This is a genomic window from Kerstersia similis (assembly GCF_965139615.1).
GTDB lineage: Bacteria > Pseudomonadota > Gammaproteobacteria > Burkholderiales > Burkholderiaceae_B > Kerstersia > Kerstersia similis.
This window is the reverse complement of the sequence record NZ_CBCSIQ010000037.1, coordinates 12,230-29,085: the sequence shown is the minus strand read 5'-3', so window position 1 is coordinate 29,085 and position 16,856 is coordinate 12,230. Positions and strand designations below refer to the sequence as shown.

The 16,856-nt window shown below is 61.6% G+C and carries 10 protein-coding genes and 3 pseudogenes; 2 read left to right on the top strand and 11 right to left on the bottom strand.

The window, feature by feature from the left end:
- The 11 genes and pseudogenes from ACNA1V_RS16600 to ACNA1V_RS16550 all read right to left on the bottom strand — a co-directional run.
- A partial coding sequence (locus tag ACNA1V_RS16600; protein ID WP_415834696.1) for a collagen-like triple helix repeat-containing protein occupies positions 1-834 on the bottom strand: 834 nt, incomplete at its 3' end.
- A 361-nt stretch (positions 835-1,195) separates the two neighbouring features.
- Entirely contained in the window at positions 1,196-2,920 is a 1,725-nt protein-coding gene (locus ACNA1V_RS16595; protein ID WP_415834695.1) for a ShlB/FhaC/HecB family hemolysin secretion/activation protein, read from the bottom strand.
- A gap of 61 nt (positions 2,921-2,981) precedes the next feature.
- The gene (locus ACNA1V_RS16590) at positions 2,982-4,250 is read right to left on the bottom strand and encodes an HlyD family efflux transporter periplasmic adaptor subunit (protein ID WP_415834694.1); all 1,269 of its coding nucleotides are present in this window, start codon (positions 4,248-4,250) and stop codon (positions 2,982-2,984) included.
- Positions 4,250-6,424, bottom strand: coding sequence for a type I secretion system permease/ATPase (locus ACNA1V_RS16585; RefSeq protein WP_415834693.1), 2,175 nt, complete (start codon positions 6,422-6,424; stop codon positions 4,250-4,252). Before ACNA1V_RS16585 ends, ACNA1V_RS16590 begins: the two co-directional genes overlap by 1 nt.
- Positions 6,411-8,252, bottom strand: a complete 1,842-nt coding sequence (locus tag ACNA1V_RS16580) for a TolC family outer membrane protein (RefSeq protein WP_415834692.1) — start codon at positions 8,250-8,252, stop codon at positions 6,411-6,413. Before ACNA1V_RS16580 ends, ACNA1V_RS16585 begins: the two co-directional genes overlap by 14 nt.
- Positions 8,236-9,972: pseudogene (locus ACNA1V_RS16575) on the bottom strand (Ig-like domain-containing protein); the annotation flags it as partial. The pseudogene ACNA1V_RS16575 and the gene ACNA1V_RS16580, both read right to left, overlap by 17 nt.
- Position 9,973: 1 nt before the next feature.
- Positions 9,974-10,035, bottom strand: a pseudogene (locus ACNA1V_RS16570) (hypothetical protein); the annotation flags it as partial.
- Positions 10,036-10,069: 34 nt separating this feature from the next.
- The coding region (locus tag ACNA1V_RS16565) for a hypothetical protein (RefSeq protein ID WP_415834697.1) at positions 10,070-10,140 on the bottom strand (71 nt) is incomplete at both ends.
- Between the two features lie 19 nt (positions 10,141-10,159).
- Positions 10,160-10,218 (bottom strand): annotated as a pseudogene (locus tag ACNA1V_RS16560) (hypothetical protein); the annotation flags it as partial.
- A 72-nt stretch (positions 10,219-10,290) separates the two neighbouring features.
- On the bottom strand, positions 10,291-11,133 hold an 843-nt coding region (locus ACNA1V_RS16555; RefSeq protein ID WP_415834691.1), incomplete at its 3' end, for an Ig-like domain-containing protein.
- A gap of 552 nt (positions 11,134-11,685) precedes the next feature.
- A complete protein-coding gene (locus tag ACNA1V_RS16550; protein WP_415834690.1) occupies positions 11,686-12,489 on the bottom strand; it encodes a hypothetical protein in 804 nt (267 codons plus the stop codon).
- Between the two features lie 174 nt (positions 12,490-12,663).
- Here ACNA1V_RS16550 and ACNA1V_RS16545 point away from each other — a divergent pair, with 174 nt between their 5' ends.
- Both ACNA1V_RS16545 and ACNA1V_RS16540 read left to right on the top strand, forming a co-directional pair.
- Positions 12,664-14,871 carry an SMC family protein gene (locus ACNA1V_RS16545; RefSeq protein WP_415834689.1) on the top strand — a complete coding sequence of 736 codons (2,208 nt, stop codon included), beginning with the start codon at positions 12,664-12,666 and terminating at the stop codon, positions 14,869-14,871.
- A gap of 18 nt (positions 14,872-14,889) precedes the next feature.
- A complete protein-coding gene (locus ACNA1V_RS16540) occupies positions 14,890-16,830 on the top strand; it encodes a LeoA/HP0731 family dynamin-like GTPase (protein WP_415834688.1) in 1,941 nt (646 codons plus the stop codon).
- The last annotated feature ends 26 nt before the right edge of the window (positions 16,831-16,856 follow it).

Here is a 16,856-nt window from a genome sequence, read left to right as displayed (position 1 = left end):
CCCCAGGCCACCCAACAAGCCGCCCTCACCGCCCAGCACACCGCCGAGCAAGCCGCCTTCGCCGCCCAGCAAGCCACCGACCAGACCGGTTACCGGTGCCAGCAGGCCACCATCCCCGCCGCCCAAGCCACCCAGCAGGCCACCGCCTTCGCCGCCGCCCAGCAAACCACCCACCAGGCCCGTCACGGGCGCCAGCAGGCCGCCATCTGCGTTACCGCCCGTCAGGCCGCCCAGGTTCAACAAGCCACCCGTGCCCAGATTGCCGGTCAGTTCGCCGACACCTTGCGTGGCGTGATTCAGTACCTGCCCCACCGGCTGGCCGCCATTGGCGGTCTTGGCGTCCAACAGGCCGCCTGCACTGCCGACAGCACGGCCGGTTTCGCTGACCAGACCGCCCACTCCTTGGCCCAGGCCCAGCGGCAGATTGACTTCCTGCACGCGATCGCCCAATGCAGTAACCGTTTCCCCCAGATTGCCGGTCAGGCCGCTGACAGCGCCGCCCAACCCGGTCGCCGCGCCCACTTGCTGCGTCACGCCAGTGACTTGAGACACCACGGGCGCAGCCACGCCATCCAGCGATTGGCCGACGCCACCCAGCGTGGGCGCCAGGCCCAGGTTCACCAGGTTATCGACGGCCGCACCGGTGTTATTCAGCGCTGTCGCCAGAACCGCCTGGTTACCCGGCGTCAGATCCATTTGCGTGGTCAAAGTCAGCTGGCTGCTGACAGCCTGGGCTTGCGCTGCCGCCATCAGCAGCATGGCCGCCAGCGTGAGGCGGCTGCCGATGTGGCGGCTGAAGCGCACGCGCTTGGCTGCCAGGGGTTGGTTCTGCATGTTTTTCTCCTAATTCAGGTCATCAAAAATTTCACCTGCCTTGCTCTCCGGCAGCGCTCATGCTTTCCCATGAGCCCCCTGCCAACCGGGAGCGGCTCGATAGCCGGAGCCATTCGATAATTCTTATTGAGCAAAAACCGTGCCAAATTTCAGATAAATACGTTTGAAAAATATTGAAAAATCCTTGAAATCCTTTTTTTTCTTTAAAAACAATAAGATGAGGAAATCGTCTGTCACAAATGAAACCGGCGGCGAGTGTCAGACACTCGCCGCCGGTCATTTTTTGACGTCTGCGGAGGTAACATTTCCCAGGGGATGTTCCCGTTGTTACGTTACATACGTAACGTTTTCCAGAGATTCCTCACCACCCCCGGTAGAACAAGGAATAGCTGGCATTGAAGCGCCAGCTGTCTGTCTGCAGGGCCGGACTGATGTCGCGCAAAGGCCGTGCCAGATTGAAATTGAAGAGGTAATGACGCTGGTCAGTCACTCTGAGGCCCAGCCAGACCGACGAAATCGCCTGCCTGCCGATCAGATCCCCGCGCAAGCCGTTGTACCAGGCAGCCGCATAATCAGCGCCCATATACGGAATGATGTCGGCAATGCCGCGCCATCCCGTCTGCCAGCGATGGCTGAGTTCGGCTTCCAGCCCCAGGCCCTTGTCACCGCCAATGGCGCCTTGTTCGTAGCCCATGCCGTAGCGCCATTTACCGAATGACACCTGCTCGGCAGTCGGCAGGCGTTGCGCGCTGTACTGGAACAACGCGCCCAAACGCAGCTGCGTACGTGGTGTCAAAGGAATGGTATTGCTGGCGTTGAGTTTGAGATTCAAGTAGCCCAGCTCGGCTGCTTGGGCCGCGACTTCGCGATACATGTTTTGCGTCGCAGCCGGCCCCAGCAGCGCCGCCAGCAACGGAGAGAATGTGTAATCCGTGCGTGCGCCCAGGCCTTTCCAGCCTTTGGCCAGACCGAGCGTGATCCGATGCTGCGAATGCCACAATCCGTTACCTGAATAGTTCATTTCCGCATAGACGGCACGGCTGCGCGTCCGCTGGTCGATGGCCAGCTGGCCGGGCAGGATGTCGCGCAGCTGCCAGCGTTCGTTGCTATCCATGGCCTGCATCCCGGCACGCCATTGCCAGAAATGGCCGGAGGGGCCGGCGGCGTCATAGCGCAAACCGGTCGCCAGACGCTGATTCTTGATACGGCGCTGAAACGTCAGGGCGCCTTCTTCCAGCGGACGGGCCTCATAGTGATAGCCTTCGCCTTCCCAACTGAGGCCGGCATCGTTCAAGGGCAGCTCTATGGCGCCTCGGACATAGCGCACATCCTCGTGTTCCAGCGGCACTGACGCAGCGACCGAGATTTTTTCTCCGAGCGCAGTCGAACTGTTCAGCGTGACGCCCACCAGGGGCTGATTGCCGGTACCCATATCACTGAGAGTCGCCGTCGCCGTCATGCCTTCACGGCTGGCTTCTATCACCATTGCCGTGGCGCCATCGGCACGCCTGGGCCAATCCAGCCTGGGTACGATGCTGATGCCGGGCGTGGTACGCATCAGATTGAGTACGCCATCCAGCGTTTCGCGCCGCAGCGGCCGTTCTTCGGTCAGCTTCTTCGCCAGGCGATCCAGGCGCTCCTGCACCGGGCCGACATCCCCGGTAAACACTACCTGTGCCACATACCCTTCCACCACTGTGACCTTCACGATGCCATCATTGAAGTTCTGGTTCTGCAGCAAAGCGTAGGACAGGGCAAAACCGCGCTGCTGGTAGAGCTGAGTAATGGCGTTGACTTCTCCGGCCAGGCCGGCAACCGTCGTCTCCTTGCCCGCCAGAGGCTCCAGCAAGGCCACCACTTCATCAAAGGGCACGGCCGTTACACCTTCGACGACAAAGCTTCGCGGTACCAGCCGCTGCGCCAGCACGGCAGCCGTTTCCGTCGCACCGGGCCGCTGACTGCCAGGCGCGACACTGCCGGACGGCTGTGGCACGGCCGGCTGGCGCAACTCCGGCACGGCATCCACGGGATTGCCTCGCAATGACTGGGCGCCCGCACTGGCAGCTACCATCCACGCCAACACCATTGCGCTTCCAAGCGCCCACCTGCCCGGTACGTCCAGTACACCCTGGACGCCCGGCCCATGCTCAACGTTCACGCAATGCCTCCCTGGCCCTGTTCAAGGGCTTGATCAGATAATCCAGAATACTTTTGCTGCCGGTGCGGATATCGACACTCGCGATCATGCCTGGCACGATGGGGAACTGCGTCCCGGCCTTGTTCACCAACGCATCGCTGTCGGTCAGGATGAACACGCGGTAATAGAAAACGTCGGGTTTGACTTCGTCGCGTATGGTGTCCGGCGAAATCGTGACGACCTTGCCGGGCAGGCCGCCGTAGATGGCGTAGTCGTAGGCCGTGATCTTCACCATGGCAGCCTGGCCGGGATGGATGAACGCGATATCGCGGGGCGCGATCCGGGCCTCGACCAGCAGTTGCTCGCCCAGCGGCACGATTTCCATCAGGCGGCCGTTAGGCGGCACGACGCCGCCGATGGTCGTGACTTCCACATCCTTGACCACGCCGCGCACCGGTGAGCGATGCGTCAGGCGTTCCAGCACATCCGAGCGCCCCTTGACGACCGACGACAGGGCTTCGACCTCGGCATTGGCCCGTGCCAGTTCTTCCCGTGCCTGCACCATGTAGCTGGATTCAGCTTCGTCCAGCTTGAGCTGCAGTTCCGCGCGCTGCCGTTGCAGCCGGATCAGCTCGACATTGCTGGCTGCCCCCTCTTCAACCAGCCGGGAAGTAATGCCCAGCTCCCGGTTCACCAGTTCAAGGGAGCGCTTCAAGCCGTTCACCGACTGCCGCAAGCCTTCACGCCGGGACCGGAACAAACGCGTTTCCGCATTGCGCAGCGTTTGCCAGTCATTCAGTTCCGGCGGGAAACGGATCTCTCCGGCACCGGAAACTTCGGCCTGCAGGCGTGCGGCGCTGGCCAGCGCTGCGCGGTACCGGGCAGCGCTTTCTTCCACATTGGAAGCAGATTGAGTCGGGTCCAGGCGCGCCAGCACCTGTCCTTTTTCGACAATATCGCCCTCTGCCACCAGCAGTTCGGTAACGATGCCGCCTTCCAGCGATTGCACGACCTGCTCGCGCGAGATCGGGACCACCCGGCCGCTGCCTGAGGAAACCTCATCGACCTCGAACCACCAGGCCCACACCAGGAACAACAGGAGGATCAGCACCAGCGCTTGTACCAACCGCCGTGCGCGCCGCAACGGCATTTCCCGCTGCGCCAGCTCATCGTGCAAGGCGGCCAGGCCATTGCCTGCAGATGCCGTACGCCCGGGCTGCCCACGGGGAACAACGGCCCCCTGGCCCGCGGCCGGTTGCCGGGATTGAGGCAAATTCATTATTGAGTCTCCGTCCTGCCTGCCGCCGGCTGACGCCGATTGCCGCCATCGCCACCTTTCATTTGCCGCACCAGGTCTTCCTTGCGCGAATCAATGGCGATACGGCCGCGATCCAGAACCAGTACCCGGTCCACCAGCGCCAGTACACTGGTACGGTGCGTGGCCACGATCAGGGTACGGCCAGCGCAATACTGGCCCAAGGCTTCGATCACCTGCTTCTCGGTCGCCTCATCCAGCGCCGAGGTCGGCTCGTCGAGCAACAGCACGGACGGTTCACGCAGCAGCGCCCGTGCCAACAGCAGGCTTTGACACTGGCCGCCCGACAGCCCGGCGCCACCTTCACGCACCAGGTGGTCCAACCCCATTGGCAAGGTCTGCACGAACCCCCAGGCACCCGCCAGACGCATGGCGGCGATCAGTTGTTCGTCGCTCGCACCGGGCGCAGCCAGCCAGAGGTTTTCCCTCAGCGTGCCGTGAAACAGCCTTGCTTGCTGACTTACCAGCGCAACATCACGCCGGACGTCGGCCGCATCCAGGTGGCCCATATTGATGCCATCGAGCAGCACGGCACCATTGCCGGTTTCCGTCAGGCCCGCCAACGCGCGCAAGAGCGTGGATTTCCCGGAGCCATTCTTGCCCAGCACGGCTATGCGCTCGCCCGCAGCGATCTTCAAGGCGCCAACCTGCAGCACCGGAGTCTCGGGCTCGTAGCCGAATACCGTGTCGCGGAACTCGTAGCTTCCCTGGATGGCCGGACGATGCACCTTGCGTTCGCCCGCCTGATCCAGCGGCAGTTTCATGATCTGATCCAGCCCTTCCTTGGCCACCTTGGCCTGTTGCCAGCGGTTCAGGACCTGGCCCAACTGGGCCATGGGCGAGATCATGCGCGAAGACAGGATGGATGCAGCCACCAACACGCCCGTCGTCATCTCGCCATCCATCACCATCGGGGCGCCGAAAAAGACCACGAAGGCAAAGACCGAAGCCTGCACGGCCTGGATCCAGACCGTCAGGGTATGCGTCAAGTGACGCAGTTCCAGATTGCTCTCGGCAGTCACCTCGTTATAGTGGTTCCATTGATTCTGGAAACGCTGCTCGGCCTGCAACAGCTTGATGTCCTCGCTGCCCTGCACGGCTTCAACCATCACGGCGTGGCGCAATGACGATTCCTTGATCGCGGCGGCTGCCAGGCGGCGCAGGCGTTTTTGCATCAGCAGCCCCGGCAATACCAGCAAAACAGCTGCGACCAGGGGAATCCACACCATGCCGCCGGCAATCGCGGCAAAGACGATGCAGAACAGCACAAAGAAAGGCATGTCTGCCACAGCCGTCAGTGTGGTGGACGTGAACATCTCGCGCACGCCCTCGAGCTCGCGCAGCTGCGACAGGAAAGTCCCGGTGGCCTTGGGCCTGGCGGCGGTACGCACGCGCAAGGCATGCCCGAAGACGGCATCCGAAATTCGCAGGTCGGCCTGCTTGCCCATCCAGTCAGTGATCGTCATGCGAGCGCGTCGCAAGGCAAAGTCACAGGCCAAAGCCAGCAGTACGCCGCCAAACAGCACGTAGAGCGTGGGCATGGAGCCCGATGGAATGACTCGGTCATATACCTGCATGGAAAACAGGATGCCAGCCAAGGCCAACAGGTTGGCCACCAGCGAGGCCAGCATGATGTAGCCATATGGCCGCAGATCGGGCAGCGCCAAACGGCGGAACCAGCTCTCGTCCACATCCGCCGCCATTTCCGCCACCCGGCTGTCGCCAGGCAAATGCCGCGGTCGGCACAGCACCAGCGCCTGCGCCTGCTCACGCAGCTCATCCATGGCCACACGGGTCAACATGCCCTGGTCGCCCGCGAAGCCCAGCACGCACTCCTGCGTGTTTTCGGCATATTCATGCAGAACGGCCAGCTGGCCGTCCTGCATGATCACGATCACAGGCAGAAACCAAGGGGTCAGGCGTGAAAAATCCGGGGCGGCATAACGCAAATCCATCCCGGCCTGGCGCGCCATCTGGCGTACCATCTCGCGCTCGTCACCGTTCTGTGACCACACCGCCGATACCCGGATGTGCTCTGGCGAAACCTCAAGGCGGTAATGACGAGCCAGCTGCAGCAGGGCTTCCATCCAGCGCTCGCGCACCGCGTCGCGCTGCCATCCTGCATCAGTTTCCGTCATCCACTGCCTCCCAATTCATGCTCCGTCCACCGCCCAGGCCCATGAAACGGCGCAAACCGCCCGACAATTGCAGGCAATCGAGCTGCAACAGGCTGGTATCGAAACGATGGTTGATGGTTTCCATGCGCGCCTGGTGCAATTCCTGCTCCGCATTGAGCAGGTCCAGCAAGCTGCGCGTTCCCAGATCCAGGTACTGCTTGCGATACAGGTCACGTGTCTGGCGCGTGCTGCGCTCGCGTTCGAGCAGGATATCCTCGCGCTCGTTGCCGCTCAGCGCCCGCGTTACCGTCTCGTACAGGCTGCGCTCAGTCTTGACCCTGACCTTTTCCATGGCGGCATCGGCTGCTCCGGTGGCGTAGCTTGCCGCCCGGCGCTGCGCCACTGTCGCGCCACCCTGGTAGATCGGTGCGCTGACTTCCAGCGCGACGGTCACGCCATCGCCCGTATAGGACGAAGGCATGGAATTGAGCGCCTTGCTGGATTGCCCCTTGATCGAGAGGGTTGGCAGCCCGTTGGCGCGCGCCTGCTCCTGTTCCGACTGGGCCCGCATGCGTTCGGCCCGCGCTTCCAGCATCGCCGGTATGTTGTCCCATTGCGGCTTGGCCGTCATGCAGGAACGCCCCAGGGCCAGCGGCAATTCCTCATCCATCTCCGGCGGCTCGCGCAGGCCGGTCAGCGACTGGAGATTGCTCAGCCAGCGAGCCCGCTCTGTCTCCATTGACAACACCGTCGCGCGCGCGGCGGACAGTCGTGCCTGGGCTTGCACCGTATCCGACTGATTGCTGGCGCCCAGTTCATTGCGCCGCCGCGCCAGGTTGGCAATCGCCGAGACACCATCGACTTGCTCACGCGCCACGCGCAGCAATTGCGCATATCGCAAGGCCTCAACCACAGACCCGGCAGTATCGCGTGCGACCTCGTCCACCATGGACAGCAACCCGGCCTGGGCCACCAGTTCTCCGGCCTGAGCGATCCCGACCGACGCTGAAACCTTGCCGAAGTCATACAACATCTGCGATACCGAGAAATTCAGCATCTGCACATGCCGGCGCGTGGAGCCACTGTCAGTATTGGAATTGAACTGGGTGCTGACACCCCCCTGGATCTGCGGCAGATAGCCTGCCTTGGCCACCCGGATCTGTTCGCCCTCCTGCAGAATGCGGCCCAGTTCCTGGTTGATGGCAGGATGCCAGTCCACGGCCATGCCCACCAGTTCTTCCAGTGGCAAGGGACCCGCAGGCACTTGCGCGCCTTCGTGCTGCGCCAGCGTTTCCTGGCGTACTTTGAACAACTCGGCCAGCGACGCTGGTGCGGGCGGAATCGGCGGCGGCAAAGCGGCGACGGGCGGCGTATCCTCAGCCTCCACTTCGGCCTGCGGCACCTCGTTGATCCCGGTATCGGTATTTTCCGCGAACCCTGCCAGGGCTTCGTCCGGTTCTTCTGGAGCCTGCCGTGGCATATCGTTAACGACCGGCTCGGCTGCCTGTTGCATGTCTTCCCTTGCAGCCAGATCCGCCGCCGTCTGCGAGTCTGGCCCTGACACCGCGATATCCGGCACCGTTTCCAACCGTAGCGCTTGCGCTGGGGTCGCTACGGCCGCCCCGTCGGCCGCGCTTTGCCAGACCGTCCGGTCCGGCACAACCAGCGGCAGGCTATCAACGGGCAAAAGGCGCCGATGGGCGCCCAGTTCCTGTGCCTGCACAACGCCATCGGGGGCATGCCACAGCCATGCCCCCGCACAAGCCAGGGCCAATGCCCTGGCACACCAGCGTCCGCCGCGCCGGCGGACGCTTGAGCCGTATGGCCCTGCCTCAATAGACCAATGCATTTTGCTGCAGCAAGTCGTCCAGGGAAACACTGGCCGGGCCAGCTGCGATGGCATCGTCGATACCGCTTTCCGGCGTTGCACTAGCAGCGACCGGAGCGGCAAAAGCCTCTTCGACACCATCCACGACGCCACCGGCTGCGGCCGGCGTATCCTGCAACAGGCCATCGAGGTCGATACCGGAATCGGACAGCAACGGCGTGCCAGCATCAGCTGCCGGTGTATCCGTATGCTGCGTTTCTGCCGCCTGCAGCAGGTCCAGCATCAGGGAACCGTCCTCGCCCTGGCTGGCAGCATCCTGCGAGTCGCCTTCATGGCCCTCGTCGGAATCATCTGCCTGGTCCGCCACGACATCGGCCGCGCCCGCGTCGTCGGTCACGTCATGCTCGAGCACCGCAGCCTTGGCGGCAGCAGGCTCGACGACCTCGCCCTTGATGTCGATCGTCAGTTTGGCCTGCGAACTCTGGTTGCGGTCGGCATCATAAATTTCGTACACGAAGACATCACTCTTGCCTACGTTGGCTGTGTCCGCAAACGCCTGGTATGAATAGCTGCCATCCGCATGCACGGTCAAAACGCCATACTGCCCCTCGATTTCGGTCGAACCCTCCGCAGCAACCGCCTTGCCGTTGACCGTATTCAGGCGCGTCGAATCGTAGGTTGCGTCGTCCTGCATCACGTTGCCCGACACGGCCTCAACCGTGATGTCGTCCGGACCAGCGGTACTGATGTCCGTCACCAGATAGCTGGTAGTCGATACCTTGATGGTCTCCAGCAGGCTGATGCCGCCGGTTTCCTCGACCAGCACCTTGTACTTGCCCTCGGGCAGCACCACGCCATCAATCTTGACGCTCGGGCTCAGGCCCAGCAGATTGATGCCGATGAACTTGTCCTTGAAGCTCTGATACGGCGCCCACTGGCCATCGGGCAGTTCGTAATAGATATGGACGCTCACGGTGGTCAGCAAGCTCAACACGCCGCCTGCCTTGACCTTGAAGCCGACAGTATGGGTCTGCCCCGAACCGACATTGATGTCGAAGGAAGACGTTCCAGTCAACAGGTTCAGGTCCAGCAGGTCAACGCCCAGCACCTTGTTCAAGCCAACCTTCAACAGGTTCAGGCTGAGATCGGACTTGGCATAGGCCGAGTCGGAACTGACGTTCTTCGGGCCGACCGCAATCGCCATGCTGGCATCCTGCGCGTCATCGTTCGCCTGAATGCGCGCCGGCTCACCCGGTGCAAGCGCCGAAGCCGGGTCAGACTCATTGCCAGCCTCATCCTGCAGGCTCACCTTGAATTCGGTGCCAGCCGCCGGCGGCGTATTGAACACCACGACGAAATTGCCGTCGGCATCCACCTTGCCGGTCAGATCATGCCCATTGCCATCCTGCACGGCATTGCCATCCTTATCCTTCAGGATGACAGTCGCCCCCGCTTCGCCCTTGCCGGTCAAAGTCTTGCCATCCGGCAGGAAGGCGACATCGGTAGGCGCGTCCGGGGCCTCGGTATCCGGATTGGTCGGAGTGCCCGGCGCTGTGACAGAGGCCGGATCAGACTCGTTGCCCGCCGCATCCTTCAGGCTGACATGGAATTCGGTGCCAGCGGCAGGCGCAGGTTCGAACACGACCGCAAATTCGCCATTGGCACCAACCTGCGCCGTTACCACCTGACCGTTGGCATCCTTGACGAGATTCCCATCCTTGTCCTTGAGCACCACCGTGGCNCCCGCTTCGCCCTTGCCCGTCAGCGTCTTGCCGTCTTCGGCAAAGGCCACGTCCGTCGGGGCNNCNGGNGCTTCCGTNTCGGGGTTGGTCGGGGTNCCAGGGGCCGTGACCGTCGTGGCGTCGGACTCATTGCCTGCCGCGTCTTTCAGGCTGACCTGGATTTCCGTNCCNGCCGCNGGTGCGGGNTCGACCACCACCGAGAAGCTGCCGTCAGCCCCCACCCGGCCCGTCACCGGTTGACCATCNGCNCCCAGCACCGGGTTGCCATCCTTGTCCTTGAGCACCACCGTNGCGCCCGCTTCGCCCTTGCCCGTCANCGTCTTGCCGTCTTCGGCAAAGGCCACGTCCGTCGGGGCTTCAGGTGCTTCCGTGTCCGGGTTGGTCGGATCACCAGGGGCCACGACTTTCGTCGGGTCAGACTCGTTGCCCGCACCATCGGTCAGCGTTACGTCGAATTCCGTCCCCGCTGCGGGCGGCGGCTCGATCACGACGGAAAAACTACCGTCATCATCCACCTTGCCGGTAATCGGATCGCCGTTGGCATCCAGCACCGGGTTGCCGTCCTGATCCTTGACGTTGACCGTCGCACCCGGCTCGCCCTTGCCAACCAGCGTTTTGCCATCGTCGGCAAAGCCAACGTCGGTCGGAGCACCCGGCGCCTCCTTGTCTGAGGGCTCACCGGTGCTGCCGGAGGAAGACAGGCTGTCGCGGAAGATCGCGATCCCGGCTCCAGCCAGGACGGCGAATGCACCAACCAGCCAATTGAAATCATGTTCAGCGGCCCCACCCGTCAATTCCACCGGCGCTGCGCTATCCCCACGCGCAGCCGCTTCTGCTTCGGCTTCGGCCAACGCATTGCGTTCGGTTTCATCAATCTGCGTGAACGAAAACTCAGACCAGGGCTGTTCGTACTGCCCCCAGTATTGCGTACCGTCCGCGGCTTCCAGCACCAGTTCGCTACGCGTACCGTCTTCGGCAACCTTGAAGAAATCGAGAACAGAAACATTCTTTCCGTTCTCCAGTTTCAATATCAGGTTATTGCCAGACTTTTCATATGCCGTCACCAATTCCGGTGAAATGGGTAATTTGACGATACTGGGTTCTACCAGAGAGATATTGCTGCCAGGGAAATTCCCAATTTCATCTGCAACAGTCGGCATACTCATCACCTTTAATTGAATAAATTTTTACCTGGCGCAAAACCTCCGTACCTGCCCCATCAAGGCCCGGCAACGAGGGTTCAACTGGAGAAAAACAGGACGGCTTTTCGCCGCATGCTCACTGCGCTGGCGCCTATCCGACCCGCTTCGCGACAGCAATAAAGACGCTGTTTCCATACGAAGTACAGGGTTTTTCGTACCAGGCAAGCCATTCCAGGAAAAATTCTAGCAACAATAAAATTGCTGTTTTTTGATATTCAAATAAATGCGAATAATTGAATATGAGATAAATGGACGGGCACTATTCAGATACCGTACAGATACTCATCAATCTGCCAACATCCCGGTCATTTCGACCTGAAATTCCGATGATTGATAAAAAACAATCGAATATTTCTGCCGCTGGCCAGTAAAAGGCAAGCGTCGAAATACGGAAAATCAAACTGCAAACAAAAGAAAACAGGCATCCAGGATGGATGCCTGTTGCCCATCAAACGATGGCGTGGTCCGCGCTGGCCTGGCGGATCTCACTGGCGCCATGCTTCCCCTGCCTCAGAACCGGTAGGTCAATCCGATCACCGGGCCACGCATGACGGTATCGAAGACATGCCCGTTCGAACGGTAATCCACACCCAGCATCTTGTAGCCGGCCGAAGCGGAAAACTGGTCGGAAATGTTATAGCTGACAACGCTCAGCACATTCCAGGTAAACCGCGCACCCGCTCCCAGGCCGCCAACGTCGGCCTGAACCTGCACCTGCCAACGATCGTTCCAGCGGTAGCGGAAACGCCCGCCCAACACCGGATCCACCCAGGAAAAGCTTTCCCCATAGGAACGGCTGACATTGCCATAGCGCAGCTTGACGTCATTGGAAATATGCCAGTAGCGCACACCGGCCAGCAGTTCCAACACTTCCTTTTCACCCTCATGGACGCGGTAGCCGCCTTTGAAGGTGACGGTCAGTTGCCGGGTATCGGCTGAGCCATCCAGCACCTGCGTGCCTGCCAGCACAGGCAAGGGGCCAGTCGTGCGGCTATCGGTGATATCGGTGTAGGCGACATCCGCAGCCAGCACATAGTTGCCGCGCCGCCCCCATAAGTCGATGAACCCGCCGAAGTTCAGATCGTCGAATATCTCTGAAAAAGGTTTCGCCACCGTGATGGTCGGGCTGCGCCGGAAAGGCGACACCGACCCATCCAAGCGCGCCGCCCACAGATAAGGAGTCAGTTGCAAGGCCCAGGCTGGCCGGGCCGCTTCCGCCAGGTTAAAACGCGGTTGATCCCCGGCATGGGACGCGGCTGCCCCCAAACACATTGCCACGCCCAGCAGCAGCCGGTTCTTGAATTTTTCATGCATCGCCTTCATCTCTTCCTTGACCCGGACGCATCGTTGCGGCCGGCCTTGATAGCGCCATAGCGGGACGGCTGCCATTCCCATGGCGACGTCCCCGGCCAAGCCTTCCGGGCAGAGGAATTCTACCCTGAGGCCTTGCTCTACAATCGAAGGCTATTCCGCCTTCACAGGTGAGCCATGCCATCCTTGCCCGCCCATGCGATGCCGCCCTCTGCCGCGCTGTATGCCGAACTCCGCCAGCGCTTCGATGCCCTGATCACGGAAATCGGCCACACGCCTACTGCCGAGCCTCTACCCGCCGCCCAGGCACAGGCGCGCGATCTCGCGCTGGCCCGGCTGGCTGCCTACCGCGAACAGCTGGATCAGGATCTGAGCCGCCTGGAAGATGCTGCCGAATGGGAGACCTTCACAATCGCCCTGTACGGCGAAACCAATGCCGGCAAATCCACCATTATTGAAACTCTGCGCATTTTGCTGGGGGAACCTGGCAAGCTGGCCGAACGCGCCCGCTACGCCGAACTGGCGCAGGACGCCCCCCAGGAAGCCAGCGTGCTGGAACAGCTGGCGCAGGCCACGCAGCAACTGGCAGAGGAAATTGAACAGGCACGCATCCGGCAGGCCGCACAGCAGTCGGCGCACACGGCAGCGCTGGAAGATGCCAGACAGGAAGCCGCCAGCCTGCGTATTCAGCTGCAAGCGGATCTGGCATCGCTAAACTGGCTGCAGAAGATGCTCCACTGGTTCCGGCCGCTGCCCGAAGAGCAGCAACTGGCGCAAGCGGAGCAAAGGCTGCAGGCATTGCGAACTGCGCTGGACGACGAACAAGCGGGTACGGCTGCCAACATCGCCCTGCTTGATACCCGCCTGGCCGATGCCATGCAGCAACAGAGCACTGCCTTGGCGCGTCATGCCGAACTGGCCGCGCTGCAGGATGGCGCCATCATCGGCACGGGCCATGCCGACTTCACCCGGACGGCCAGGCGTTACGAGTTTGAATATCAGGGCCAGAAATTTGCACTGATCGACGTCCCCGGCATCGAAGGCAAGGAGGACGATGTCCTGGCGAGCATTCAGGCCGCCATCCGCCAGGCGCATGCCGTGTTCTACATTACGCCCAAGGCTGCGCCCCCGAACCAGGGCGAACCCGGCACCCCCGGCACGCTGGAAAAAATACGTGCACAGCTCTCCGACCAGGCCGAAGTCTGGTCCGTATTCAATAAGCGCGTGACCAACCCACAAGCCCTGCAAGGCGCCACCTTGCTGGATCCTGATGAAACCAGGGGCCTGCTGGAACTCGAAAATCGCCTGCGCGAGCAACTGGGCAGCAGTTACCGCAACACCATCAGCATCAGTGCCTTGCCAGCGTTCTATGCCGTTGCCGACGCCCTGCTGCCCGGCACTTCGCTGCACCGCGCCCGCGCCAAGTTCCTTGCCGCCATGCCACCGGAGCAATTGCTGGAAAAAAGCAATATGCGGGCCTTCTGTGATTTCATCGGCAAGGAGCTTTGCCAGGGCTACCGCGAAAAAATCCGCCAGGCCAATCTTCATAAGATCCGCGCCGCGCTGGTACGCGGCCAACAACTGCTGCAGCAGATCAGCCAGCAGTTGCTGCACACGGCCACGCAATTGGCGCAACAAGCGGCCAACGACCGGCGCGAACTGGACGCGATTTGCTTCAGTACCGAACAAGCCCTGCGCGCCGCCTGCAGCGAGGTTCTGGATAGCGCGCGCGCCCGCCTGCGGCAGCAGATTCACGCGGACATCGACCGCAACATCAGTCACAGCGAGTTCAAGAAATGCCTGCGGCGCTACACCGAAGACAGCGGCCCCGAGTTGACAACCGCGCTGGCCAGCACGGTTGCGCCGATTCTGGAAACCTTCCAGGCGCAACTGGAGCAACTGACCCGGCGCGCAGCCGCCCAAACGGAAAATGTGTTGTCCCGGTCTCTGCTGCCCGCCTTCCAGCCGAGCTTGCCCGCCATGGAACTGAAATTCCGTTTGCGGCGCAATTTCCAGGCCGTGAATCTGGCCTCTACGCTGGGCGGCGCCGCCCTGCTGGTCTGGAACCCTGCGGGCTGGATACTGGCTGCCATCGGTGCCGCCACCGTCGCACTCAGCCTGTACAACTCCGTGCGCGGCATGCTCAGCAGCCGACACAAACAGGCGCAGCAGCGCCAGGCTGCCGATGACAATATCGGCCGGATGTTCGACGCGCTCAAGGAAAGTCTGGCGCAGCAACTGGATGTCTTCAATGCCGGGCTCAGGCAACTGGCCGAGCCTGTGCACCAAAACCTGAACCTTCCTGCACAATCGGTACGCCTGATGCACGGCGCCATGCAACAGGCCAGCGATGGCCTGTCCGGGCTGCTTGCCAGGCTGCCATGACTCTTACGGAATGTCTCAATGAGCCAGACACTGGATACCTTCCTTGAGCAAAAGCAACGGGCCCTGACCCTGCTCGACGAGCTCGCTGCCTTTCTTGAACAGGGGCAGGCACTGGGGGTCGCGCTGCCAGCCACGCTGGCGAGCAAATTGGCGCAGGCCAGGCAGGACCTGAGCCAGGAGCGGCTGCGTATCGTCCTGATCGGCGGATTTTCGGAAGGCAAAACGGCCCTGGCGGCTGCCTGGCTGGAGCGGCTGGACACCGAGACCATGCGCATCAGCCATAGTGAATCATCCGATGCCGTGCAACGCTATGACATCGGGGAGCAACTGGAACTGGTGGATACGCCCGGGCTCTTCGGCTTCAAGGAACAATTCAACCCGGATACGCTGGCGCTGGAGAAATACCGCGACATCACCCGGCAATATGTCAGCGCCGCCCATCTGGTGCTGTACGTCATGAATGCCACCAATCCCGTCAAGCACAGCCATGCGGAGGAACTGCAATGGCTGTTCCGCACGCTGAACTTGTTGCCCCGAACCGTGTTTGTCCTTGGCCGCTTTGATGAAGTCGCCGATATCGAAGATGAAGCCGATTACGAGGAAAAGCTGGCGATCAAGCAGGAAAGCGTCACGGCACGCCTGGACGCCATCCTGGCGCTGACGGAGCAGGAACGTGCGAGCTTGAGCATTACTGCGGTAGCCGCCAACCCATTCGGCCTGGGCACGGCGCATTGGCTGCAGCATCTGGAACAGTTCCGGCGCCTGTCGCACATAGATACCCTGCAAACCGCCACGCAGCAACGCATAGAACACAGTGGGGGCCCGCTGGCACTGGCCCTGGCCATGCGCCACAGTATCATCGCCGACCTGCTGGCGCAGCAATTGCCGCAAGCCAGGGAAGGCACGGCCAGCCTGCTGGCCGAATGCCGCCAGCTCGACGCCATGCGCCGGGCGCAACAAGCGGAAATTTTCCAGGTTCAACACAAGATTGCCCAGGCCCGGGTACGGCTCAGTGGCAAGATCGTGCGCTATATCGAAGAACTCATTCTTCAAGCCCAAGGCACATCACCCGACACCTTTGCCGATTTCTACCACCGTGAAATCGGTTCCGAAGCTACCCTGGTGCGCCAGCGCATCAAAGAATACTTTGTCGAAGAAGTCAGCAACATCACCGAAGACCTGAACCGCATACAGATCAGCCTGGAGTCCGGCATCTCGCACTTCAACAGCATGGCTGCCACGTTGGGCAAACAAGGGCTGCATTATCTGGCCGGCAGCAACCTCATCAACACGCAGCACATTCTTGCTGCCCGTGACGGCCTGAGCAGTATTGCCAAAACCATGGGCATGGATATAGGCAAGTATCTGGTTTTCAAATCCTTTGGCGCCGTCAATCTGGCCAAAGGCATCAACGGCATGTTGTCCATCCTGGGGCTGGCCCTGGAAGTCTGGGATACCTGGCAGCAGGAGCAACGCAAACGCATGTTCCAGGCGGCCATCGAAAAGCTCTGCGCCCAGCTATCCGAAGAAAGCCGCCTGTTGGTTGCCAGCATAGAGAGTGAAGAGTTCGAAACCCACTTTTTCCCCAGCCTCGCGCCGCTGCAAGCGCAATTGCAGGACATTTCCCGTGAGCTTGATAGGCTGCAGCAGCGCCTGGCGCGTTTCGAGGCCTGGCGCGAGCGGGGCGAAGCCATCCGGGCCGCACGGCCGCTGCGCCAGGACACGAACGCAAGCCTGGTGTCCGCAACGGCTGAGACGCGTGCCAGGATAGAAACACCTGAACCGGCCGACGAAATGCCAGAAGCCGCCGAGACGGCACAGACCACTGAGATACTGCCGGAAACCAATGCGCGCCCCGAGGCATCCGCACTATCGGCGGCGCAGGATGGCGTTGCGCCGCCAAAAACAGCAACGCCAGAACCGCAAAGAAAGCGTTTCTGGCAGCGCTGGTTTTCCTGATACCGAAGCCGTGCTGGCAGCAGCGG

Excerpts from the sequence above, each read along its gene's own strand:
- ACNA1V_RS16545 (WP_415834689.1), top strand. The coding sequence starts at position 12,664 with ATGCCATCCTTGCCCGCCCATGCGATGCCGCCCTCTGCCGCGCTGTAT.
- ACNA1V_RS16595 (WP_415834695.1), bottom strand. The coding sequence starts at position 2,920 with ATGGTGTTGGCGTGGATGGTAGCTGCCAGTGCGGGCGCCCAGTCATTG.
- ACNA1V_RS16550 (WP_415834690.1), bottom strand. The coding sequence starts at position 12,489 with ATGCATGAAAAATTCAAGAACCGGCTGCTGCTGGGCGTGGCAATGTGT.
- ACNA1V_RS16590 (WP_415834694.1), bottom strand. The coding sequence starts at position 4,250 with ATGAATTTGCCTCAATCCCGGCAACCGGCCGCGGGCCAGGGGGCCGTT.
- ACNA1V_RS16540 (WP_415834688.1), top strand. The coding sequence starts at position 14,890 with ATGAGCCAGACACTGGATACCTTCCTTGAGCAAAAGCAACGGGCCCTG.
- ACNA1V_RS16585 (WP_415834693.1), bottom strand. The coding sequence starts at position 6,424 with ATGACGGAAACTGATGCAGGATGGCAGCGCGACGCGGTGCGCGAGCGC.
- ACNA1V_RS16580 (WP_415834692.1), bottom strand. The coding sequence starts at position 8,252 with ATGCATTGGTCTATTGAGGCAGGGCCATACGGCTCAAGCGTCCGCCGG.